Origin of the sequence: Nocardia sp. Root136 (assembly GCF_001427185.1) — a bacterium.
In the GTDB taxonomy this organism is placed as follows: domain Bacteria; phylum Actinomycetota; class Actinomycetes; order Mycobacteriales; family Mycobacteriaceae; genus Nocardia; species Nocardia salmonicida.
On sequence record NZ_LMFE01000009.1, the window covers coordinates 257,838 to 281,012 of the forward strand.

Here is a 23,175-nt window from a genome sequence, read left to right on the forward strand (position 1 = left end):
GCGAGGTTGCCCGATTGTTCTTCCGAGCTTTTCACCCGGCCACGCAGTCCCCTGACCGCGTCGTCCTCGAATGCTTCGGAGAGTGCCATGCCAACCCAGATCACCGCGCTCGCGGTCAGTAAGTCGTTCGACGGCGATCCCGTTCTCACGGATGTGACATGTTCGCTCGACGTCGGCGAGCGCACCGGGATCATCGGCGAAAACGGCTCCGGCAAGACCACCCTGCTGCGGTTGTTCGCCGGGCGGGTGCAGCCCGACAGCGGCGAGATCATCGTCCACGCCGAGGGTGGCATCGGCTACCTCGCGCAAGACGAGCAACTCCCCCAGCACCTCACTGTGCAGCAGCTCATCGACCGAGCCCTCACCGAGCTGCGAGCGGTCGAAGCCCAGATGCGCCGCCTCGAGATCGCGATGGCCGACGGCGACGAGTCCGGAATCGACGAATACGGTGATCTGACACTACTTTTCGAACATCACGGCGGCTACGACGCCGACGCGCGAGTGGAACAGGCCTTCCACGGACTGGGATTGAGCCTGGTAGATCGCGACCGCACGATCGGCGAGCTGTCGGGCGGCGAGCAGGTCCGACTGCGCCTGGCCGCGGTGCTGGCGGCAGCTCCGGAACTGCTGTTGCTGGACGAACCGACCAACCACCTCGACGACGTCGCCCTGACCTGGCTCGAAGACCACCTGATCGCCCGGCGCGGCACGACGGTTGCGGTCTCCCATGACCGGGCCTTCCTCGAACGGGTGACAACCAGCCTGCTGGAGGTCGACGCGGACCGGCAGCGCGTCGTCCGCTACAGCGACGGTTACCCAGGATTCCTGGCGGAAAAGGCGGCCGAGCGAGCGCGATGGGTGCAGGCGCACGCGCAGTGGCTGGCCGATACCGAACGATTCCGCGAGGCCGCCGACACCACCGCCCGCAGGGTCGCACCGGGCCGGGCAATGGCCGACAACAACAAGATGGCTTACAGCCGAGCCGGTGGACGGGTGCAGCAATCAGTGGCCAGCCGGGTTCGCAACGCGCAGGAACGGCTGCGGCGCCTGCTCGCCGACCCGGTGCCTGCACCGCCGCAACCCCTACGATTCGCGCCCACCCTGGCGACCGCCGGCGGCGCTGGGACCGGGCTCGAGGCCACCGACATCTCCGTCGCGGGCAGACTCGAGCCGATCAGCGTGACGCTCGCCGCGGGCGACCGCCTGCTGATCACGGGCCCGAACGGTGCGGGCAAGACCACCCTGCTCCGCGTGCTGGCCGGTCAACTCGCACCCGACACCGGCACCGTCGCCCGGTCCGGCAAGATCGGCTACCTCGCGCAGGAACCACCGCCGGCCGTCCGCGGACGCATGATGTTCGTCGCCTTCGCCCGCGATCGCCCGGGTGACCCAGAATTCCACGGCAACCAACTGCTCTCACTCGGCCTGTTCGACGTCTCCCAGTTCACGACGCGTGTCGAAGACCTGTCCACCGGCCAGCGCCAGCGCCTCGCTTTGGCGCGCCTGGTCACCGAACCCGTCGACGTGCTGCTCCTCGACGAGCCGACCAACCACCTGTCGCCAGGTCTGGTCGAGGAGTTGGAAACCGCGCTCGCCCATTTCCCGGGAGCCATCGTGGTAGTCAGCCACGACCGGCGACTGCGCAGCCGCTGGGAAGGCACCCATCTCGCCCTACAAGCGTCGGCCTCCGTGCGAACTGCGTAGATATGCTGCGGCCCATGAACCAGCCACCGCCGCCGTATTCATCACAGCCGATGCCGGCCCAGGGCGTACCGCAGCAACAGCCCGGACCACAGTTTCCGATTCTGGTGTCGACGATGAACGACGTGCCGGGCCACGAGGTGGTGCGGGTATTCGGTGAAGTCGCCGGGTTGACTGTGCGCAGCCTCGGTATCGGGAACAGCTTTTCGGCCGGATTCCGCTCGATCGGCGGTGGTGAGGTCCCCGAATACACGCAACTGCTGTACCAGGCTCGATACGAGGCGATCATGCGCATGTGCCAGCACGGCATGGCCTTCGGCGCCAACGCGATCATCGCGATGCGGTTCGATTGCAATGGGATTGCCGGCTCGCTGAGCGAGGTGGCGGCCTACGGCACCGCCGTCGCCATACGGCCGATCCAGCAGCCTCCGGTTGATCCACCGGCATGAGGGCCAGCGGCGTTCCGAGCGGAAGCCAATGGACCGAGATGGCTTCTGGCCGTTGATCTTCGAAGTGTGTTGTGCCTGGCCACTAAGCGGAACTGGGCATACACAGTGCTGAGCTGCCTGGCCCGGCACCGCTGCGACGTTCTCTACGCGATGCCGAAAACCAAGCAGCCCTACCGAATTCCGGAACCGGTTGCCGCTCGAGGGTCGGCGCGCACGAGGTCATAAACATAGGATTGTGCGCCCTTGCGGCTCACCCACACGCCTTCGGGAGGAAACTCGCCTTGCCCGGGCTCGTCGAACGGGCGACTCGATACCTCATCGGCCGCGTTGCACACCACCCAACCGAAGTCGGGCAGTCGGCGACACCAAAGGTCGTGGTCGACCCGCCTATACGACGGGAAGCCGTACGCGTCCCCCTCGCGAACGAACTCATAGGTCAACCCATCGACGCGGCGCACGAACTTCACACCAGACATTCCGCCATCTTCGCCGACCTCTCTGTCACGTCGATCAGCGCGCCATCGACCTCGATGAAAATCATTGAGTGCCGGATTCCGCTCGGTCTCCACCGCGATGTGCTTGCGCTGCGCCGAATTCGCTGCGTGCGCAGATGCCGGTCCCGACCGGCTCGAGCGCCGAATCACTGCCGTGCGAAAAGTAGGGTGTGCCCAACTCGATGCGCTCAGGAGGTTCCGCCGTGGCGGTGCACACGCTCACCCTCAATGTGGCTACGGCCGACGGCAAGGCCGATGCCTTCCTCGCCTACCCCGACGACAACGCTCCCCACCCCGCGGTTCTGGTGTTCTCCGACGCGTTCGGGCTGCGGCCGGTGGTCCGCCGTGACGCCGAACGCCTCGCGGCCCTCGGCTTCACCGTGCTCGTTCCGAATGTGTTCTACCGCAACGGTTCCGCACCGGTAATCGAGCTTCCCGACTTCATCGGGGCCGACCGACGCGGCGAGATCTTCGGCGCACTGCGCCCGCTGCTGACCGCGTTGACACCCGAACTCGTTGTCGCGGACGCCGAGGCGTATCTGTCGTGGCTGGCCGATTCCCCCTTGACCACCGGCAATCCGGTGGGCCTGTCCGGATACTGCATGGGCGTGCGCAACGCACTGCACACCGCCGCCGCCTACCCCGACCGCGTAGCCGCGGTGGCCGGCTTCCACGGCGGCAGACTGGCCACCGAGGACCCCACCAGTCCACACACCGTGGTCGACCGAATCTCCGCTGAGGTCTACCTCGCGCACGCCGACGCGGACCCCGGACTCCCACCGGAACAGATCGACCGACTCGACGCGGCCTTCACCGCTTCGGGCACCACCTTCCGGACCGAGGTGTATCCCGGCGCCCACCACGGCTTCACCCAATCCGACACCGACGTCTACAACGCCGTGGCAGACGCCCGGCACTGGACCGAATTGGCTGATTTGTTCACGCGCGTCCTGCGCTGAACCTCTTTCGAAGACGCTTGACGAGCCTGTCCAACGGCTCCGGCGAAGTTGGCGGGTCGAGCGTCAGGCGCATCGACCGACACCCGAGAGAAGCTCTTAGGACAGCGAACCATCGGTGACAATCATGCCGGCTGCGAGGAAGATCGACAGAGGACCAACTGGTCGCAACCAAGACGCGCTGGAGCGTGACGCCACAAGGAGGTTGCGGTGACAGATGGCGTCGTGTCAGCCGAGACGTCCGTTCGGGTAGAGCGCTGCGATGTCTGCATTGTCGGAGCCGGCATCGCCGGGGTGAATGCCCTGTTCGTCGCCAGTCGATACCTGTCTCGCTCGCAGAAGATCATCCTGGTCGATCGCCGCGATCGTTCCGGCGGTATGTGGGTCGACACCTATGCCTACGTTCGACTGCACCAACCGCATGGCCTTTTCACCGCCGGAAACATCAAGTGGACACTTGACCAGGATCGCTCCTACCTGGCAACCAAGGACGAGGTGCTCGCCCACTTCGAACACTGCCTCGAGATTGTCAGACAACGAGTTCAGGTGGAGGAGTACTTCGGCTGGGCGTTGGATTCGCAGGAGGAGTCCGCCGGAATTGTTCGCCTCACCTGCAAGTCCTCGGATGGCCGGCTCATGGTTGTCGAGGCGAAGCGACTGATCAAAGCAATCGGATTCGGGATTGTGCCCAACAGCCCGCTCGAGATTTCCAGCGCACGCATCGTGTCGGTGTCACCCGACTTCTGCGATATGCGGAGGGACGAGATGCGGGCGAGCGACGCCCCCGTGTGGATCGTGGGCGGGGGGAAGACCGCGATGGACACCGCTCACACGCTGATCACGGAATATCCCGGTCGGGAAGTGAACCTCGTGGCAGGTTCGGGCACGTTCTTTTCCGACCGTGACCGCTTGTTCCCTGTCGGCGGCCGACGATGGTGGGGCGGCGCGCTGGCATCCGGCGTTTTCCGGGAGTTGGGTCGGCGCTTCGACGGGACCAACGAGACCGATGTCGCGACCTGGTTTCGCACGACCTACGGCACGTGGTTGACCCCCACCACAGGCAACTACCTGCTGGGCTTGCTGTCGGAATCGGAGAACAAGACGATTGCCGACGGCCTGAACGAGGTGATCATGGATCACGTCGTCGATGCCGTCGACCGCGACGGCGATATCGACTTGGTGTTCCGCAGCGGATCGGCGAAGAAGATTCAACCGGGCAGCTGGATAGTGAACTGCACCGGATATCTGCTGCGCGGCGACCCACCACCGCCCTACGAGCCTTACGTTTCCGACAGCGGTGCGGTCGTCTCGGTGCAGCCGCGCTCCGCCACATTCCATCTGACGTCCTACATGGGTTACTTCTTGACCCACCTACTGTTCTTGGACAAGCTCAGGGAAGTCCCGCTGTACGAACTCGACGCACTGGACCTACGGACGAAGTCGAGTGCGGCACTTCCGTATGTGCTCGGCTCCCTGGCCATGCACAACCTCAGCCTCGTCGTCGACAGCGTCCCGAACACAGTGTTCCTCGATTGCGGATTCGACCTCGATCGCTGGTACCCGCTGCCGCGCCGCATGATCGGAACGACGCGGTTCCTGCTCACCCATCGCCGCGGACGCGAGCACCTCCGGCAAACCCTGGACACTGTGCACACACGATTCGATGTACGCTGCGGTCCGATCCCGGTGTAGCTCGAAGAATTTCAGTCTGTGGACCAGTCCACGAGGATGCGCGAAACAACGCTGACAGGAAGGCGGAAACATGGGGATCGACGATCCGAGTGTCAAGGAACTCGCTGTCAACGAGTGCTGGGCGTTACTCCGCGACGGGGAGGTAGGTCGCCTCGCGGTGTGGGTGGAGGACCATCCGGACATTTTCCCCCTCAATTACGCGGTCGATCACGGAACCATTGTGTTTCGATCCGCGCGGGGTACCAAGATGTCGGCCGCGTTGTCGGACGCACCCGTCGCGCTGGAAGTCGACGGCTACATTTCTGGATCTCACGAAGCCTGGAGCGTGGTAGTCAAAGGTCGTGCCGAAGGGATCCGTGAGATCGGCGATGTGATGGATACCGTAGATCTCCCACTCTTTCCGTGGCAGGCCGGGGCGAAGGACTTCTTCATTCGACTCGTACCCACCGTGGTGACCGGTCGCCGGTTTCCCGTTGTGGACCCGACTGCGTGGCAGACTCCCTTCTCGAATGTGCGACAGTCGCCTTCGGAGTAGGGCACCCTTCGCCGCGGTAGCGCGCCCGCTGCCCAAGATCCGACGCTACTGTTCATGATCGCGGTTTCCCCTGCGATCAACTGGCTCCAACTCATCGAACTCACACAGAACTCACGGCGTTGCGTACGTCGTTCCATCACCATCTGAACGATCAGAACTGGGAGAGCCTGGCCGACCTTTTCACCGAACACAGAGTTCCCGACTACGGCGAGTACGGCCGATCGGAAGGCAGGAAGACGATCATCGACTACTACTCGATACTGCTCGACAAAATCGTCGATATCATTCCGAACGCTAACGACCGAAGTGGAAGAGCGCACCCATGACTGGCGAAGACTGGCGGCACAACGGTGTCCGCGTGATCAAGGCGGATCCGCTCGATCCGAACACCCTGGAATGCGTACTGGTGCGCAGCGACAGCGAAGCCGTGGTTGTCAATCTCGAGATCGAGCCGATCGAGAAGCCCGAAGCCGTGCATTGGATCGACCCCATCCACCACCAGCCGTAGCCCTCACCTGCGACCACTTGGCCCGGGTTCCACTTGTCCGGACCCGCCATCGGGAGGTGAGCCGAGGTAGGGGTCGGCTAGGGGTGGCGACGGCATCGGCTGTCGCCTGTGATGTCCGTATCACGTTGGTAGGCAACGTATTCGCGATACGGAGAGCTGGATTGTCCGAGATTTACTCGACCGAACCGAATCCCGACCGTAGCGGTATGAGTCGACGTCGTATGCTCGCGGTCACCGCCGCGGTGATCGGCTTCGACATCGTGGCGGGCCAGTGGATCACCCACGGCACCGCCGCGGCGCAATCCCCGTTCGACAATGTGCCGGAGCTGGACGGCGAACTTCTCCTGGACAACGGCGCTCGCGCCAGTATGTCCACCGACCGCGGCCAGATCGTCACCAGGATACCCGCGGCCGTCCTGCGTCCCGGCTCGGCCACAGACATCCAGAAGATGATCCAGTTCTGCTGTCAGCGGGGGATCCCGGTGAGCGCGCGCGGTGACGGCCACGCCACCCACGGCCAGTCCCTGACCGACGGGCTCGCGATCGAGACCCGTTCGTTGACCGCGATTCACGAAATGTCCGACGACCACGTCGTCGTGGATCCGGGGATCTTCTGGGGCGACCTGGCCGTCGCGACGTACAACGCGCGTCGACGCACGCCGCCGGTGATCACCACGATCACCAAATTGACTGTGGGTGGCACCCTCTCGGTCGGTGGCGCGGGCGCCAACGTCCATTTCGGGCTGCAGACCGACAACGTGCTCGAGCTCGACATCGTCGACGGCACCGGCACCCTGCGCACCTGTTCCGCGACCCGGAACCGGGACCTGTTCGAGGCGGTGCTGGGCGGTCTGGGTCAGTTCGGCGTGATCGTTCGCGCCACCATCCCGCTGATCCCCGCGCCGACGCGGGTGCGGGAGTGGCGATTCAACTACATCTCCAACGCCGATCATGTCACCGACACCCGCCTGTTCACCCTGCGCGGTGAGCTCGACGAGGTGCACTCGGAATGGCTGCCGGGGTCCACGGGCCCGGTGCGGCTGGTGACGGTCGCGAAGTACTTCGAACCCGGTGCCGAACCCGATGGCGGACATTATCTGCGCGGCGGGACCGTCCCCGGTGTGCTCGCGATCCAGGAGGACTACGACTGGTTGCCGTATCTGCTCCGCAGCGACGCCCTGGTGGATCCATTCTCGAACCTCGGCTACGACCAGCTGCTCAAGCCCTGGTTCGACGTGATGCTGCCCGACTCGGTCGCCGCGGAATTCATCGCCGCGGAATTTCCCGAATGGACACCCGAGATCATGGGTCTCGGCGTGATCGACCTGAAAACGGTGCGGCGATCCCGAGTGTCCAATCCGATGTTCCGGCTGCCCGACCCGGACGGCAGCGATATCTACCACACGCTGAGCGTGCTGCGGACCTCGCTGCATCCGGGCCCCGACCCCGCCTACGTCGAGTACTGGCTGACCCGCAATCGCCAGATGTACGAGCGGGCACGCGCACTCGGCGGCGTCCGATACGCGGCCGACTCCCAAGACTTCACCACGGCGGACTGGGCGGCCGAATACGGCGACCGCTGGCCCGAACTGGTCGCCCGCAAGCGTCGTTACGATCCCGAGTCGATCCTCGGTATCGGCGTCGACATGTTCGCCGGCGCCTAACGGCGGGAAGTAGTTGTCGCGAGCGGAACCTGGAGTATTGCTGAACGGGCGCTTACTGCATTCACATCGTTGATGGCCGCGGGTGGTGCCGAGGTTTCTCAGTCTGCGACGACGGGGTGGTGGCCGCTGAGACGGTCGGCGATCGTGCGCATGATCTGGCTGCCATGCTCGGCGAGGTAGAAGTGGCCGCCGCGGTAGACGTCAAGGGTGAACGGTGCGGTGGTGTGGTCGGCCCACGCCCGCGCCTCATCCTCGGTCACCATCGGGTCCGTGTCCCCGATCATCGCGTGGATCGGAGAGGTCAGTGCGGGACCGGGGCGGTAATCGTAAGTCTCGGCGGCCTTGTAGTCGCTACGGAGGGCGGGTAGCGCCATGGCCAGCACCTCGGGGTCGTCGAGGATCTGATCGTCGGTCCCGCTGAGCGAGCGGACCTCGGCGACGATTCCGGCCGCTGACGCGAGATGAACGGTGCAACCGAACCGATGCCGAGAGGGCGCCGGCCGCCCTGAGACGAACGTCACACGTGGAATCATGCCCGCCGCATGGAAGCGACGGGCCAGCTCGAAGGCGAGGGTCGCGCCCAAACTGTGTCCGAATAAGGCGAAATCGTCTGTGACGTTGCGCTGTAGCACCGGAAAGATCTGGTCAGCGAGGTCGTCGACGGTCTCGAGGCCGGGCTCGCGGAAGCGGTCCTGGCGGCCGGGATATTGGATAGCCATGACCTCGTGCCGCGGCGCCAACGCGCGGGCCATCGGGAGGTAGTAGGGCGCACTGCCGCCCGCGTGCGGCAGACAGATCAGTTGTGGCGCACCACCATCAGCCTCCCGGTAGCGACGAATCCACAAACTGTCGATACTTCGTGTACCTGCCATAGTCAGCGCGTCCGTATGTCGTGGTCGATGTAGCTGAACCATCACGATAGAACGCAGGCGCCTCACATGCCCGCCGGAGCGGCGTGAATCACACCTCGGCCGATCCCGGGAAGTGTTGGGAGACAAGAGCTTTCACTCTGTGGTTACTTTCGCTCACATACCACCGCCGCCGGATCCTCCGTTAACAAAAGCCCCCGGGTGCCGCTATCGTCATCCAAGGGACGATGTTGTCCACGATGGTTCGAGATCGATTTTCGTGAGCAAGGCTCATGAACAGCTATCGGGGGTCGCCACGTTGAGTGTTATCGGAAGCAGCGCAGGGTCAACATCGAAAGACCCAGGGGAAAGTTCGGTGCAGTGGCCGCGACCAGCGGCAGCCGTATTGGCAGAACTACGAAAAGGCGGACCGCGACAATTTCAAGTCGCCCAGTTACTCGCAGTACTCGACGAGGCCGTCTCATTGCCGATCCTGGCTCAGATCCTCGCCATCGACATCGAGTCACTACGCGCGGTCATCGGTGAGCTGACCGACGCGAAACTCATTGCCTACACAGAGTTTCGGCGCCGCGATTTGCGCGAAGCGGTGCTCCGTGAGACACCGTTGTCGACACGGAAGCGGCTACGCCACCGAGCGGCGGAGGTGCTGCACGATCGCGAAGCGCCGGATGTGCGGGTCGCCGACCAGTTACTGGGCGCCGACGACATCCGATTCCCTTGGGCCGTACCGGTTCTGCGTCGAGCGGCCGCGGCCGCCATCGCCGAGGACCAAGTCTCCAAGGCGATCGACTACCTCGAGCTCGCCTGGCGACTGACCCGCGACGGGAGCGAGGGCGCGGTAATCCTGCTGATCATCGCGGTCGTACGCTGGCGGCTGAATCCGTCTACGGCGAACCGCAGCTTCGCGCGGCTTGTCACCGCACTGCGTAACGGGGCGATCCCGGTGCAGTGTCTCCCGACAACCGCGCGCTATCTGCTCTGGCACGGCCGACTCGGTGAAGCCCGCATCGCTCTGCGGATGCTCGACGACGCGGCCTCCGCAGGTGAGGAATCCGGCGTCGCGGCGCGCGGCGCCATGCAGGAATGGCTGTCGTGCAACTATCCGGGGCTGCTCGAGATCCGCGACAACCACTCTGCGGATTCGCCCGCGGTTCTGCTGCGCGCGCAGTTCCAGGAAGACTCCGCGCTGTTCCCGCAGCAGGGTTGGGCCGAACCCGACGAGGAAGCAGCTCGGCTGCTGCTCGATGTCTTCGCGAACGGCGCGTCCGACTCCATCGTCGCGCGGGCGGAGCGGCTGATCCGCGAACACCGGCTCGACGACACGACATTGGGCGCGTTGCTGATGGCCCTGGATGCGCTGATCTACATCGATCGGCTCGATGTGGCCGGGTATTGGTGCGAGGCGTTGATGCTGGAGGCGACCGCGCGGCGGGCACCTGCCTGGCGTTCCATCTTCGCGATCTGGCGGTCGGCGATCCTGCTGCGAGAAGGCAAGCTGGAGGCGACGATCGCGCTCGGCGACGGCGCGCTGGTTCGGGTGCGCGACGAGAACCTGGGCAACTATGTCGGCCTGGCAGTGGCCGCGCTGGTCTCCGCGTTGACCGCGGCGGGCCGCTATCAGGAAGCGGCAGGCTACCTCGACATCGAACTACCGGAGACCGTCCTGAACTCACGGGTCGCGCTGCCGTGGCTGCGCGCGCGTGGCCAGTACATGCTGGCCACGAACAACTACGAACAGGCCTACGCGGACTTCGCGGCCTGCGGCGGTCGGATGCAGCGATGGAACATGGACATCCCCGGTCTGATGGCCTGGCGTAACGACCTGGCCATGGTCTCGCTGGCACAGGGCGACCGCCATGGCGCCCACTATTGGGCGCTGGCGCACTTGACGCACCTCGGGTCCGTCACCAAGCATTCGAGCGGCGGGGTGTCGCTGCGGCTGATCGCCGCCACCGACCTGTGCGAACGGCACCTGGAATTGCGACGCCTCTCCGTCGATCTCGCGTCGGCGGGCAACGACACCTTCGAACTGGCGACGGCGCTGGCCGATCTCGCGCAGACCTATCGCTCGCTCGGCGAGCGTGACCGGGCGCGGGCCGCGACGCGACGCGCACAGCTCCTGGCCGAGCAGTGCGGCGCCGAACCCCTGCAACGTCGATTGGCCGGGACGACAAACGGCCCGGGTCCGCTCCTCGAGACCGAACGCACGGACCGGACCACCGAGACGCTCAGCCCGGCCGAACTCAAGGTCGCCAGGCTGGTCGCGACGGGCAGCCGCAACCGCGACGTGGCGCGCGAGCTGCACATCACGCAGAGCACAGTCGAACAACACCTGACCCGGATCTACCGCAAAGTCGGAGTGCATCGACGCGCCGATCTGATGATGGTGCTGGGTGATCCGGCGCAGTGGACGATCGAATCGGAAGCCAGCTAGGACCGGTAACAAGCCCATTAGGGGACGCATAGGGGTTTGCACGCATCACCGATGACGCGACAGTGAGGTCATGCGCACAATCTCCGGTGCCGGCTCGACAAACCGGTCCCCCCGCCGTCGATCCCCCGGTCAGCGACGGCCACGAGTCGGGCACATCGAGTTCCTGAACTGGCTGCCGATCCTCTGGGGGCTCGCTCGCACAGGCAATCTCATCGATCTGGATCTAGTCCGCGACACGCCGGAGAACCTCAGCGACGCACTGGTCGCCGACGATCTCGACATGGGTCCCATCAGCCTGATGGAGTTCCTGAGCCACTCCGACCAACTCGTGATGTTGCCCGACATCGCGATCGGCTGCGACGGCCCGGTCATGTCCTGTCTGATCGTGAGCAAGATTCCGCTCGATCAGCTCGACGGCGAACGCGTCGCGCTCACCTCCACCAGCAGGACCTCGGTGCGGCTGACGAAACTACTCCTCTCGGAACATATCGGGGTCCAGCCCGAGTATTTCGTGAGTCCGCCGAACCTGGAAACAATGCTGGCACAGGCGCCCGCGGCGGTGCTGATCGGTGACATGGCCTTACGCGCCGCGCTGTTCGACGCTCCCGCCGCGGGACTGCTGGTGCACGACCTCGGGCAGATGTGGCGGGACTGGACCGGACTGCCCTTCGTGTTCGCGGTGATCGCGGCCCGGCGCGACTTCGTCGAGCGGGAACCAGAAACCGTGCGCCGCGTCCACGCCGACCTGCTCGCCGCCCGCGACATCGCCATGTCAGAGATGGACGAGCTCTGCGAACGCCTGGCTCACTGGGAGGAGTTCGACGCCTCCACCCTGCGCCGGTACTACACCGACGCACTCGACTTCGGACTCGGCCCACGACACCTCGCCGGTATCGCCGAGTTCGCGGCGCGGGTGGGCGGCCCCGCGGCGGGCTTTCCGGTGGATGTTTTTACGACGCTGCTCGATTCGGCCTGAGCCGAGACCGACGAAGGAGATAGTGATGCCATTTCACGGGTCACCGTTCAGCAGCGATCTGAGTCCGGCCGCGCGCGTCGACGAGCTGGCCAGGAATCGTGGCAAGCAGGTCGCGGTGGTGTACGAGGGCGCTACCTACAGCTATGCCGTGGTCGCGGCACAGTCCAGGCGATTGGCCGCCACGCTGTCGGACAGCGGTGCGGTGGAAGGCGAGCGGATCGGCTATCTCGGCGGCAACAGCCTCGCCTTTCTGACCACCTTCCTGGCCGCGGCTCGGATCGGTGCGGTTTTCGTGCCGGTGAACTCGCGGCTGACATCGCCGGAGCTCGCGCTGATTCTCGATGACTGCGCCCCACATGCGCTGATCGTGGAGCCCGGCCATCGCCAGATCGTGGCCGAAGCACTGGCCGAGACAGATAACGACCGGGTGCGGCTGCTGTGGGCGCCCGGCGATCCGGTTCTCGACGGACCGGCCACTTCCCCCGCCTTCGCCGACCGCACACCCTCCGAGGAGTTCGCCGACGACCGGTCGACCCCACTGCGCTGCGACGCGGACCGGGTCGCGATGCTCACCTACACCTCGGGCACCACCGGCCGTCCCAAGGGCGTGGAACTCACCCACGGCAACCTCTGGTGGAACGGCGTGAACCTGGACATGGTCGCACCCGCGATGCCTGGGGACATCACCTTGGTGGTGGCACCGCTGTTCCACACCGCGCCGTTCGGCTGCTTCACCTTGCGCACCCTGCTGCGCGGCGGAACGGTGGTGCTGCGCCGCGACTTCGAGCCGACGCATCTGCTGGCAGACCTCGTCGACTACCGGGTCAACACGGTGTTCGCGGTACCCGCGATGTTCGCGGCGGCGGCCGCGGTACCCGAATTCGCCGACGCCGACCTGTCGGCGCTGCGCACCGCTGTCACCGCAGGAGCCCCGGCACACGCCGAACTCATCGGCCGCTACCTCGACCGCGGCGTGACCCTGCAACAGGCATACGGCCTGACCGAGACCTTGTTCGCGACCTGTCTGCCCGCCCAGCAGGCCGCGACGGCGCCTGCCTCGGCAGGACTGCCGTTGCCCTACACCGAGATCCGGGTGATCGACCCGGCGAGCCGAAATGTTCTCGACGAGCCGGGCGCCCGCGGCGAGGTGTGCCTGCGCGGTCCAACCGTGGCAGGGGGCTACCGCAACAACGATGTCGCCACCGCCGCCTCGTTCGACGCGGATGGCTGGTTCCACACCGGTGACGTGGGTTATCTCGACGACGACGGCTGCCTCTACCTCGTCGACCGGCTCAAGGACATGATCATCGTGGGCGGGGACAACGTGTACTCCGCCGAAGTCGAGCAGGTGCTCGCCCGCTTCCCCGGCATCGTCGATGTGGCGGTGGTCGGCGTGCCCGACCCGCACGAGGGCGAGAGTGTCGTCGCGATCGTGCTGTGCCAGAAAGGGATCGAGCCGAGCTTGGTCGAACTGCGCCGCTTCGCACGGACAGAGCTGGCTCGGTACAAACTGCCGACCCGCGTGGTGCACACCGAAAAGATCCCCCGCAACGCGATGGGCAAGATCGACAAGGTCGATATTCGCGCCGTGCTGGCCGATGGCGACGAACACCGCTTCAGCGAAGCGGCAGCGGGCGGGCCCGCGCGAACAGCCGGCACCGCAGCGGAGCCGCGCGCGGGCGGATTGCGAACCCTGACTTCCCTGCCGCCCGACGAGCAGCGCCGGGCGGTCTTCGATCTGGTGACCGCGAGCATCGCCCGCACCATGCACGCCGCGCCCGCCACGCTCACGGCACAGGACCGCTTCGACGACCTCGGGTTGAGTTCACTCGCGGCGGTCGAGCTGAGCCGTGGGCTCGGCGTCGCGCTGGGTCGGCGTCTGCCGACCACTGTGGTCTTCGACCACGCGACGGTCGGCGCCCTGGTGAAGCACCTGCACACCCAACTGGCCGCCGAAGTCCGCCGCTTCCCTGCCCTCGAGCACCTGACCGAGTTCGAGCGGGTGGTCCGGCAGGACCCGCCGAGTGACGCGCTGCGCACCGAACTTCGCACCCGGCTGCGTAGTTCGCTCAATCGTCTCGCGACGACCGAAGCCACGATGACCCGACCAGACCCCGTAGCCGAAGCATCCGATTCCGAATTGTTCACCCTGCTCGACGCTGAACTCGGATCGGTCTGAGTACCCCGATCCCGGCCTGAGAGGTACCTGTCGATGACCGACGAGACAACGCTGCGGCACTATCTGCGGCGCACTGCCAGCGCACTACTGCAGACCAGAAACGACCTGCACCGGTTGGAAGCCGCACGCAGCGAACCGATCGCCGTCGTCGGCATCGGCTGCCGCTATCCCGGTGGCATCCAATCGCCGGACGACCTGTGGGACTTGGTGAACTCCGGCGCCGATGTGGTGTCGGATTTCCCCGATGACCGCGGCTGGCGACTGGATTCGCTGTTCGACGACGATCCCGATCATCCCGGCACCGTCTATGCCCGCACCGGCGGATTCCTCGACGACGCGCTTGATTTCGACGCCGACTTCTTCGGCATCGCACCACGCGAGGCACTGGCGATGGATCCGCAGCAACGGCTGCTGCTCGAGGTGTCGTGGGAAGCGCTCGAACACGCGGGCCTCGACCCGACGCAGCTGCGCGGCAGCGAATGCGGTGTGTACGTCGGCGCGATGTACCACGATTACGCCAGCAGGCTACGCACCGTGCCCGTCGAACTGGAAGCCCAACTCGGCACCGGTAGCGCGAGCGGTGTGTTGTCGGGTCGGCTGTCCTACGTCTACGGGTTCACCGGGCCCACGGTGACAGTGGACACGGCGTGCTCCTCGTCGCTGGTGGCGATGCACCAGGCGATCGGGGCGTTGCGCGGCGGCGAGTGCGAACTGGCACTGGCGGGCGGGGTGACCGTGATGTCGAGCCCGTCGAGCTTCGTAGAGTTCAGTCGCCAGCGGGGCCTCGCCCGTGACGGTCGCTGCAAGGCGTACGCGGCAGGCGCGGACGGCACCGGATTCTCCGAAGGTGTCGGCATCCTGGTCCTGGAACGTCTTTCCGACGCGATCCGCAACGGCCATCAGGTACGGGCGGTGTTGCGCGGATCCGCGGTGAATTCCGACGGCGCCTCCACCGGACTCACGGTGCCGAACGGGGCCGCTCAGCAGCGCGTGATCCGGCAGGCGCTGAGCGCCGCGGGGATACAGCCCGGCGACATCGACATGCTCGACGGACACGGCACCGGTACCACCCTCGGCGATCCCATCGAGGTCCGCGCCCTACTCGACGTGTTCGGCGGGGAACGCGACGCCGAGCCGCTGTGGCTGGGATCTGTGAAATCGAACCTCGGACACACCCAGGCGGCAGCGGGCGTCGCGGGCGTGATCAAGACCATCATGGCGATCCAGCACGCGACAGTGCCCGCCACGCTGCACGTCGACGCCCCGACACCGCACGTCGACTGGGCGGATGGCGCCGTACAGCCCATCACCGAGAGCCGGGCGTGGCCGCAGACCGGCAGACCACGGCGCGGTGGGGTGTCGTCGTTCGGGATCAGCGGGACCAACGCCCACGTCATCGTGGAGCAGGCCCCGGAAACCGAACCGGCACAGTCGAATTCGACACCGGCCGCACGGGAGCAAGCCTCGCCGCTGGCGACGTGGGTCGTGTCGGCCAAGTCCGACGCCGCCCTCGCCGACCAGGCGGGACGGCTCGCGCAGTGGGTCCGCGCGCGACCTGACCTCGCCCCCACCCCGACCGGGCGCGCACTCACCGCCACCCGGTCGATATTCGCCCACCGCGCCGTGATCTTCGGACGCGACCGCGGCGAGTTGCTGGCCGGCTTGGACACCTTGGCGGTCGGCGGCGAATCCCCCAGTGTCGTGTGCGGCGTCGCCCACGAAGGTCGGATCGCGGTGATGTTCCCGGGCCAGGGCGCCCAGCGCAACGGCATGACTCGCACGCTCTATGCGACAAGTCCTACCTACGCAGCGGCTTTCGACGAGATATGCGCCGAATTCGATCGGCGCTTCGACGGCTTCGGGCTGGCCGAGGTGATCTTCGCCGAGCCCGGCACCGCGGCCGCGCAGCGCCTCGACCGCACCAGCTACACCCAGGCCGCACTGTTCACAGTGGAAGTGGCGCTCTACCGGTTGGCCGAATCCTTCGGTCTGCGACCCGATTTCCTGATCGGCCATTCCATCGGCGAACTGACCGCCGCCTATCTGGCCGGCGTGTGGAGCCTGGCCGACGCGGCAGAGCTGGTGGTCGCGCGCGGGCACATGATGGACCGCTTGCCCGGCCGCGGCGCGATGCTCGCGGTGGCGGCCGGGGAACACAAGGTGGCGCCGCTGCTGGTCGGCCGCGAACACGCGGTGTCGGTGGCGGCGATCAACGGCACGGCCGCGGTGGTGCTCTCCGGCACCGACACGGCGGTGGACGAGATCGCGGCCACCTTGGAGACCTTGGGCCGCCGCACGAAACGACTCCAGGTGGCGCACGCGTTCCATTCACCGCTGATGGATCCGATGCTCGCCGAGTTCACCGAGGTGTGCCGTCGCCTCGAATACCACCCGCCCCGGATCCCCCTCGTGTCCGACGTGACCGGCGCGGTGGCCGATCCGGAGGTGCTGTGCACGCCCGAGTATTGGGCCGCGCAGGTTCGTCAGCCGGTGCGCTTCTACGACGGGATCACCGGCCTGCATGCCGATCGCGACGTGCGCATGTTCCTCGAGATCGGACCGGGAACCACCCTGACGGCACTGGCCAGGGAAGCGTTCACCGGACAGACCGGCGTGACCACAGCGCCGCTGCTGCCGGGACGTCGCGACGAGACCGACGCGGTGATCGCCGGCCTCGCGACCGTCTTCGCGGCCGGAACACCGGTCGACTGGTACCCCGAACCCACCGGCGCCGAGCCGGTGCCGCTGCCGACGCACGCTTTCCAACGTCGCCGGTACTGGCTCGACGCGGGCTCGGACGAGCTGCCCGGCGCCACCAGCACCGGGCACCGGCTGCTCGACCGCGCGATGACGCTGGCCGACGACGCGGTGTTGTTCTCCGGGTCGTTGTCGCGCGAGGGCTGCCCGTGGATCGACGACCACGTCATCCACGGCGCCGCGCTGCTGCCCGCGACCGCCTTCGTCGACATGGCGCTGTTCGCCGCGAGCTGGTGCGGCCAGGACGAGCTCGGCTCCGTCGACGAACTCACGGTGGTGGCGCCGTTGATCGTGCCCGCGCACGCGACGCTGTCGTTGCAGGCCGTGGTCGGTGCGCCCGAGCCCGACGGCACCCGATCGCTGACCATCCACTCCCGCGTCGGCGACGACGCGGCGGATCCGTGGACGCGCCACGTGGAGGCCACCCTCGGCGCCGACGGCCCGGTACACGATTCGACCGGTCCCACAGCGGTGCGCGATTGGCCGCCCACGGGCGCGGTGCCGATCGACGTCGACGCGCGCTACCGGGAACTCGCGGCGGCCGGTTTCCACTACGGGTCGACCTTCCGCGCCACCGCGCTGTTCACGCGCGGTGACGACCTGTTCGCCGACGTGGTGCTCGCACCCGAGCTGGACAGCGACGGACACCGCGTCCATCCGGCGATCCTGGATGCCGCACTGCACCCGCTCGCCTCGGTGGACGCCGAGCGAACGCGACTTCCCTTCTCCTGGCGGGGTATTCGACTGCATCGCGTGCCGGGGCCAGGTCCGCTGCGTGCCCGGCTGAGCATCGTCGACGATCATTCGACCGTCGAAATCCTCGACACCGCCGATCGCCCGGTGCTGTCGGCGGCGGCACTGGTGCTGCGGACCGTCGACCCGAAGATGCTCGAGGCCGGGTCGGTGAACGGACGCACCGTCGACTCGCTGTTCGGGCTCTCCTGGGTGGAACTGCCCGGTACCGCGCGCCCGGCGCAGGGACGCACCGCCGACATCACCGGCGCGGCGCCGACCTGGTTCGATGTGCCCGCGAGCGACCCGACGCCCGCCGGGGTTCGCGTCGCGCTGACCGCGACCCTGGACCGGCTGCGATCATGGCTGGCCGAGGAGGAATCCGCCGTCCTGACCATCCGTACCCGCGGCGCTGTCGCCGTCGGCTCGGAGACCGTGGGCGATCCGGGCGGCGCGGCGGTCTGGGGCCTGGTGCGCTCGGCGCAGACCGAGCATCCTGGCCGGTTCGTCCTGGTCGACGTGCTGGACGGCGAACCGGCCACCCTGCCCTACGGCGAACCCCAGATCGCGGTCCGCGCCGACCGATTCCTCGCGCCACGACTGGTTCCCGCGCAGCGGCGCACGGCCGAGTCCGACCAGCGCGCATCAGTATGGAACCCCGAGGGAACCGTGCTCATCACCGGTGCGAGCGGCGGCCTCGGTGGGCTGGTCGCACGACACCTCGCCGACGAGCACGGGGTCCGGCATCTGCTGCTGGTGAGCCGCGGCGCCATCGACACCGCCGAGCTGACGGCCCGCGGGGTCCAGGTCACCACGGCTGCCTGCGACGTCACCGACAGTGCCGCCCTGGCGGAGGCGATCGCGACGGTCCCGGCCGAGCACCCGCTCATCGCGGTGGTGCACGCGGCCGGTGTGGTCGACGACGGTGTGGTCGACACGCTGACCCCCGAGCAGTTCGAGCGGGTGCTGCGTCCCAAGGTGGACGGAGCATGGAACCTGCACAACGCCACCCGCGAGCTGAATCTGACCGCGTTCGTGCTGTTCTCCTCGGTCGCGAGCGTCCTGGGCGCGGCCGGTCAGGGCAACTACGCCGCCGCGAACGCCTACCTGGACGCCCTCGCCGGTCAACGCCGCGCCGAAGGGCTGCCCGCGACGGCGCTGGCCTGGGGTCTGTGGGCCCGTCAGACCGGCATCACCGGCCACCTCGACGCCACCGATCACGCCCGTCTGGCGCGCACCGGCATCGTCGCGCTGTCCGACACCGAGGGGCTGCGCCTGTTCGACGCGGCGTGCGAGCGCGAGGAGACCTTCCTGGCCGCGGTCGCACTCGAGGCCGGCGCGCTCGATCCGGCCGGTGCGCCACCGCCGTTGCGCGACCTGATCCGCCCGCGTCGGCGCACCGATATCGGCGCGGGCGCCACCCGGCGCCTCGACACCGGCGCCACCGATCCGACCGCCTTGTCCGCCCGAATCGCTGTGATGGACACCGACAGCCGCCGCGAATACGTGCGAGATCTGGTGCGCGACACCATCGCGACCGTCCTCGGCCACGCCGCGGACTCGACTGTCGACGCCGACCGCTCGTTCAAGGAACTCGGTTTCGACTCGCTCACCGGAATGGAGTTGCGCACCCGGTTGGGTGCGGCGACCGGCTTGCGCCTGCCCGCCACCCTGGTCTTCGACTATCCGACACCGGATGACGTGGCCGCTCATCTCGAGGAACGTCTCGAGGCCGAGATCCCTTCCACAACAGGACTTTCCGACGATGCCGTGCGCGCGACACTGGCACGGATTCCGATCCAGCGACTACGCGAGGTCGGATTGCTCGATTCGGTGTTGCGGCTGGCCGACGAACCGGCGAGCCACGAACCGACCGCCCCCGACCGCTTCGCCGAAGTGGCCGACCCCGGCACCGCCGCGATCGCGGCGATGTCGGCGGCCGAGCTGATCCGGATGGCTCGCGGCGACAACGACAGGACCGTAGCGTGAACGATCAGGAATACGACGTCGTCGTGGTCGGTGGCGGATCCGCCGGGGTTGCCGCCGCCGTCGGCGCCAGCCGGGCGGGCGCTCGAACACTGCTGGTGGAACGCGGTCCGTGCCTCGGCGGGGCGGCCACGCTGCGCAATGTGCTCACCTACTGCGGGATCTACACCAGGTCGGACCCGCCGCAGCAGGTGGTGTTCGGCATCGCCGACGAGGTGTTGGCCGGCCTACGGGCGATGGACGCGGTGACCCCGCCGACCCGATTCACTTCGGTCGCCGTCGTTTTCGATCCGGAAGCGGTGAAAGTCGTCCTCGACAAGATCTGCGCGGAGGCGGGCGTCGAAGTCCATCTCGACAGCCAGCTCGTCGCCGCCGATCGTGGCGCCGGCGAGATCATGTCGATTCGCGTCGCCGATCATCAGGGTGTTCGCCAGATCAGCGCGGCCGCGTTCGTCGATGCGACCGGCGAGGCCGATCTGGCGACGTTCAGCGGCGCCACGGTGCGCTACGGCAACGACGGAATCGTCCAGAACGGCACGCTCGGTGTCCGATTCGGTGGTATCGCGGCGGACGCCGACATCGCCCGCGACACACTGTCGGCGGCCATCCGGGCCGCCAAATCCGGCGGCGCTCCGCTGCTGGCCGAACGCGGACTCGTCGCGCGCCTGCCGGTGTCGGGTGACGTCATCACCTATGTGGTCGACGAAGCATACGACGCCCGCGACGTGGGGCAGCTGGCGCGCGCGCAGACCCACGCGCGGATCCAGGCGCGCGACTATCTCACCGCGCTGCGCGCCATCCCGGGATGGGAGCGCGCCTACATCGTGAGCACCGGCCCCGAGATCGGTACCAGGGAGTCACGCCACGTCGTCGGCACCTATCAGCTGACAGTGGACCAGGTCCGCAGCGGCGCCCGGTCCGAGGACGTCATCGCCCTCGGCGCCTGGCCGATCGAATACCACCCCGGCGCCGGTGTCCTTCCGCAGTGGGAGTTCATCGACGACGACGGCTTCTACGACATCCCGTTCGGCGTGCTCCAGAGCATCGACACCGTCAACCTGTTCGCCGCCGGCCGCGTCGTCGACGCCGACCGCCTCGCGGGGGCGTCACTGCGGGTGATGGGCACCGCGTTCGCCACCGGACACGCCGCGGGCATCGCCGCGGCGGTCTACGCCGACCGCACAACGGCGCTCGCCGTCGGCGCGGTCCAGAAACATCTCATCCACCAGGGCGCCTACCTGCCCACGATAGATTCCCACTGATACGAGAAACGGGGCCTGGTGACAGGCCCCGTTTCTCGTATCGGTACCAGGAGATCAGTCCACACCGACGACAGCGGCGGTGCGTTCGACAACGCGGGCGCCGAACGCGGGGTCCCGCGACGCCGACGACGAACGGGCAGGTCCGTTCTTGTCGTAGTAGCCGCCACTGTCGTGTGCCAACTCCGGGTCGGTGGCCAACCGGACGAGCGGGGCCGCCCCGCTGTGCGCACTGGTCATGAACGGGCGCCCCACGGTCTGGATCACCCGGAACAATCCGCCTGCCGCCACGCCGAACTGGGTCGCCACCGCGCCCGGATCGGCCGCGTTCACGGTGACCCCGGAGCCCTGCCACCGCAGCGCGAGCGCGTAGCTGTAGGCGAGGGCAGCCAACTTCGCGTCACAGTACGCCGCGACCTGGCGGAACTTCCGGTCGTAGGACCAGTCGTCCAGGTTCGGGTTGCCGCGTTTCTCCATGAACGATGATGTCACGATCACCCGCGACGGCACCCCGGCCGAGTCGGCGCCGGTACGCAGTCCGTCGAACAGCCGGTGCGTCACCGCCGCGACGGCGATGTGGTTGAGGGCGAACGACCGCTCCACCCCGTCCGGTGAGAGCTCACGGTCGGCGAAACCGCCGCCCGCGTTGTTGAGCAACACGTGCACACCGCCGGGCGCGGCCCTCCCCACCTGTTCGGCGAACGCGCGCACCCCGCTCAACGAGCCGAGATCGGCGGCGACCGGAACGAAACGCCCCGCGCCCGCGGCGCCCAGCTGCTGCGCCGCGGTCGCTGTCCGCCGCCGATCACGCCCGTGCACGACCACTGTCGCGCCCGCGCCGCCGAGGGCCGCCGCGGCCGCGTAGCCGATACCGCTGGTCGAACCGGTGATGACGACAGTGCGCCCGGACATCGATCCGGGCGCCGGGTCAGCCATCTCAGCCCTCGGCCGACTCGGACAGCGACACCACGGTCTTGCCGATGTTCTCGCCGCGGATCATCGCCGAATACGCCTCGAACGCGTTCTCGATCCCGTCGAACACCGTCTCCTCGGCCTTCAGCGAGCCGTCGGCCAGCCAGCCCTTCGCCTGGGCAAGGTAGTCGGGCAGGACCGCGAAGTAGTCGGCGGCGTTCATGCTGAACAGCGACACTCGCTTGCCGATGATCAATGGCAGGTTCTTCGGGCCGGGGGGCAGCGAGTCGGTGTCGGCGTCGATGGTCGCGAGCGAGCCGGACAGGACCACGCGGCCGTGGGGTTTGATCGCGCCGAGCGCGGCATCGAGCTGCTCGCCGCCGACATTGTCGAAGTAGACGTCGATTCCGCCCGGTGCGGCAGCGGCCAACTGGCCCGCCACATCGCCTGCGCGGTAGTCGATCGCCGCGTCGAACCCGAACTCCTCCACCAGCTTTCGGGTCTTCTCCGGTCCACCCGCCGACCCGATCACCAGCTTGGCCCCGAGCTTGCGCGCCAGCTGACCGGCCACCGAACCGACAGCGCCCGCCGCCGCCGAGATGAACACCACGTCACCCTCGCTCACCTTCGCCACCTCGGTGAGCCCGACGTACGCGGTGAGCCCGGTCGTGCCGAGCACGCCCAGATACGCCTGGGGCGCAACGGAGGTCACGTCGAGGGGCTGCGCCCAGGCCGCCAGGGTGTACTCGCGCCAGCCGTCGAAGTGGCTGACTACCGCGCCGACCGGAAGAGCGTCGTTGGCCGAGGCGATCACCGTACCGACGGCGGCACCGGTCAGCGCGACGTCGAGATCGAACGGCGGCAGATAGCCGACGCCCGCGTTCATCCGGCTGCGCATATACGGGTCGACCGACATCCAGTCGTTGCGGATCAGTGCCTGGCCGGGGGCGGGATCGGCCAGCGTCACCGTGGCCAGTTCGACATCGGCGAGCGAGGGGGTTCCGTCTGGACGGGCGATCAAACGCCATTCACGGCTGGTAACAGGCAAGGCAAGCTCCTTCGCTCAGGGTGG

The 23,175-nt window shown here is 67.3% G+C and carries 17 protein-coding genes; 13 read left to right on the forward strand and 4 right to left on the reverse strand.

Annotated elements, in window-relative coordinates:
• Window positions 1–87 precede the first annotated feature (87 nt).
• Both ASD42_RS24510 and ASD42_RS24515 read left to right on the forward strand, forming a co-directional pair.
• Window positions 88–1,704 carry an ABC-F family ATP-binding cassette domain-containing protein gene (locus tag ASD42_RS24510; protein ID WP_056820851.1) on the forward strand — a complete coding sequence of 539 codons (1,617 nt, stop codon included), beginning with the start codon at window positions 88–90 and terminating at the stop codon, window positions 1,702–1,704.
• 14 nt (window positions 1,705–1,718) lie between these two features.
• A complete protein-coding gene (locus tag ASD42_RS24515) occupies window positions 1,719–2,150 on the forward strand; it encodes a YbjQ family protein (RefSeq protein ID WP_235569810.1) in 432 nt (143 codons plus the stop codon).
• Window positions 2,151–2,320: 170 nt separating this feature from the next.
• On the opposite strand, the gene ASD42_RS24520 is transcribed toward ASD42_RS24515, so the two are convergent.
• Window positions 2,321–2,719 carry a hypothetical protein gene (locus ASD42_RS24520; RefSeq protein ID WP_200950514.1) on the reverse strand — a complete coding sequence of 133 codons (399 nt, stop codon included), beginning with the start codon at window positions 2,717–2,719 and terminating at the stop codon, window positions 2,321–2,323.
• A gap of 128 nt (window positions 2,720–2,847) precedes the next feature.
• On the opposite strand from ASD42_RS24520, the gene ASD42_RS24525 reads away from it, so the two are divergent.
• The 6 genes from ASD42_RS24525 (at window position 2,848) to ASD42_RS24550 (ending at window position 7,999) form a co-directional block, all read left to right on the forward strand.
• Window positions 2,848–3,603, forward strand: a complete 756-nt coding sequence (locus ASD42_RS24525) for a dienelactone hydrolase family protein (protein ID WP_235569811.1) — start codon at window positions 2,848–2,850, stop codon at window positions 3,601–3,603.
• A 207-nt stretch (window positions 3,604–3,810) separates the two neighbouring features.
• Window positions 3,811–5,292 (forward strand): FAD-dependent oxidoreductase, encoded by a 1,482-nt coding sequence (locus tag ASD42_RS24530; protein WP_156677568.1) that lies wholly within the window; start codon window positions 3,811–3,813, stop codon window positions 5,290–5,292.
• A gap of 70 nt (window positions 5,293–5,362) precedes the next feature.
• Window positions 5,363–5,827, forward strand: coding sequence for a pyridoxamine 5'-phosphate oxidase family protein (locus ASD42_RS24535; protein ID WP_056820855.1), 465 nt, complete (start codon window positions 5,363–5,365; stop codon window positions 5,825–5,827).
• Between the two features lie 80 nt (window positions 5,828–5,907).
• A complete protein-coding gene (locus ASD42_RS35900; RefSeq protein WP_084787288.1) occupies window positions 5,908–6,153 on the forward strand; it encodes a nuclear transport factor 2 family protein in 246 nt (81 codons plus the stop codon).
• The gene (locus ASD42_RS34555) at window positions 6,150–6,335 is read left to right on the forward strand and encodes a hypothetical protein (RefSeq protein ID WP_056820857.1); all 186 of its coding nucleotides are present in this window, start codon (window positions 6,150–6,152) and stop codon (window positions 6,333–6,335) included. Before ASD42_RS35900 ends, ASD42_RS34555 begins: the two co-directional genes overlap by 4 nt.
• 206 nt (window positions 6,336–6,541) lie before the next feature.
• Window positions 6,542–7,999: an FAD-binding protein gene (locus ASD42_RS24550; protein WP_063893729.1), complete on the forward strand. Its 1,458-nt coding sequence runs from the start codon at window positions 6,542–6,544 to the stop codon at window positions 7,997–7,999.
• A 98-nt stretch (window positions 8,000–8,097) separates the two neighbouring features.
• Here the strand turns inward: ASD42_RS24550 and ASD42_RS24555 are convergent, their stop codons facing one another.
• A complete protein-coding gene (locus tag ASD42_RS24555; protein ID WP_056820860.1) occupies window positions 8,098–8,871 on the reverse strand; it encodes a thioesterase II family protein in 774 nt (257 codons plus the stop codon).
• Window positions 8,872–9,331: 460 nt separating this feature from the next.
• On the opposite strand from ASD42_RS24555, the gene ASD42_RS24560 reads away from it, so the two are divergent.
• The 5 genes from ASD42_RS24560 (at window position 9,332) to ASD42_RS24580 (ending at window position 21,194) form a co-directional block, all read left to right on the forward strand.
• On the forward strand, window positions 9,332–11,302 hold the full coding sequence (locus ASD42_RS24560) for a helix-turn-helix transcriptional regulator (RefSeq protein WP_056820861.1): 1,971 nt from the start codon (window positions 9,332–9,334) through the stop codon (window positions 11,300–11,302).
• Window positions 11,303–11,372: 70 nt separating this feature from the next.
• On the forward strand, window positions 11,373–12,278 hold the full coding sequence (locus ASD42_RS24565) for a menaquinone biosynthetic enzyme MqnA/MqnD family protein (RefSeq protein WP_056820862.1): 906 nt from the start codon (window positions 11,373–11,375) through the stop codon (window positions 12,276–12,278).
• 25 nt (window positions 12,279–12,303) lie between these two features.
• Window positions 12,304–14,457 (forward strand): AMP-binding protein, encoded by a 2,154-nt coding sequence (locus ASD42_RS24570; protein WP_063893730.1) that lies wholly within the window; start codon window positions 12,304–12,306, stop codon window positions 14,455–14,457.
• 33 nt (window positions 14,458–14,490) lie between these two features.
• A complete protein-coding gene (locus ASD42_RS24575) occupies window positions 14,491–19,935 on the forward strand; it encodes a type I polyketide synthase (protein WP_056820864.1) in 5,445 nt (1,814 codons plus the stop codon).
• Window positions 19,932–21,194 carry an FAD-dependent oxidoreductase gene (locus tag ASD42_RS24580; protein ID WP_056820865.1) on the forward strand — a complete coding sequence of 421 codons (1,263 nt, stop codon included), beginning with the start codon at window positions 19,932–19,934 and terminating at the stop codon, window positions 21,192–21,194. Before ASD42_RS24575 ends, ASD42_RS24580 begins: the two co-directional genes overlap by 4 nt.
• Before the next feature lie 54 nt (window positions 21,195–21,248).
• Here the strand turns inward: ASD42_RS24580 and ASD42_RS24585 are convergent, their stop codons facing one another.
• Window positions 21,249–22,127: an SDR family NAD(P)-dependent oxidoreductase gene (locus ASD42_RS24585; protein WP_056820866.1), complete on the reverse strand. Its 879-nt coding sequence runs from the start codon at window positions 22,125–22,127 to the stop codon at window positions 21,249–21,251.
• Between the two features lies 1 nt (window position 22,128).
• Window positions 22,129–23,151, reverse strand: a complete 1,023-nt coding sequence (locus ASD42_RS24590) for an NADP-dependent oxidoreductase (protein ID WP_056820868.1) — start codon at window positions 23,149–23,151, stop codon at window positions 22,129–22,131.
• Between the last annotated feature and the right edge of the window lie 24 nt (window positions 23,152–23,175).

Bases quoted from the DNA above. Each gene is read 5' to 3' on its own strand.
- ASD42_RS24510 (WP_056820851.1), top strand. From the start codon at position 88: ATGCCAACCCAGATCACCGCGCTCGCGGTCAGTAAGTCGTTCGACGGC.
- ASD42_RS34555 (WP_056820857.1), top strand. From the start codon at position 6,150: ATGACTGGCGAAGACTGGCGGCACAACGGTGTCCGCGTGATCAAGGCG.
- ASD42_RS24550 (WP_063893729.1), top strand. From the start codon at position 6,542: ATGAGTCGACGTCGTATGCTCGCGGTCACCGCCGCGGTGATCGGCTTC.
- ASD42_RS24575 (WP_056820864.1), top strand. From the start codon at position 14,491: ATGACCGACGAGACAACGCTGCGGCACTATCTGCGGCGCACTGCCAGC.
- ASD42_RS24565 (WP_056820862.1), top strand. From the start codon at position 11,373: ATGCGCACAATCTCCGGTGCCGGCTCGACAAACCGGTCCCCCCGCCGT.
- ASD42_RS24515 (WP_235569810.1), top strand. From the start codon at position 1,719: ATGAACCAGCCACCGCCGCCGTATTCATCACAGCCGATGCCGGCCCAG.
- ASD42_RS24585 (WP_056820866.1), bottom strand. From the start codon at position 22,127: ATGGCTGACCCGGCGCCCGGATCGATGTCCGGGCGCACTGTCGTCATC.
- ASD42_RS24535 (WP_056820855.1), top strand. From the start codon at position 5,363: ATGGGGATCGACGATCCGAGTGTCAAGGAACTCGCTGTCAACGAGTGC.
- ASD42_RS24570 (WP_063893730.1), top strand. From the start codon at position 12,304: ATGCCATTTCACGGGTCACCGTTCAGCAGCGATCTGAGTCCGGCCGCG.
- ASD42_RS24555 (WP_056820860.1), bottom strand. From the start codon at position 8,871: ATGGCAGGTACACGAAGTATCGACAGTTTGTGGATTCGTCGCTACCGG.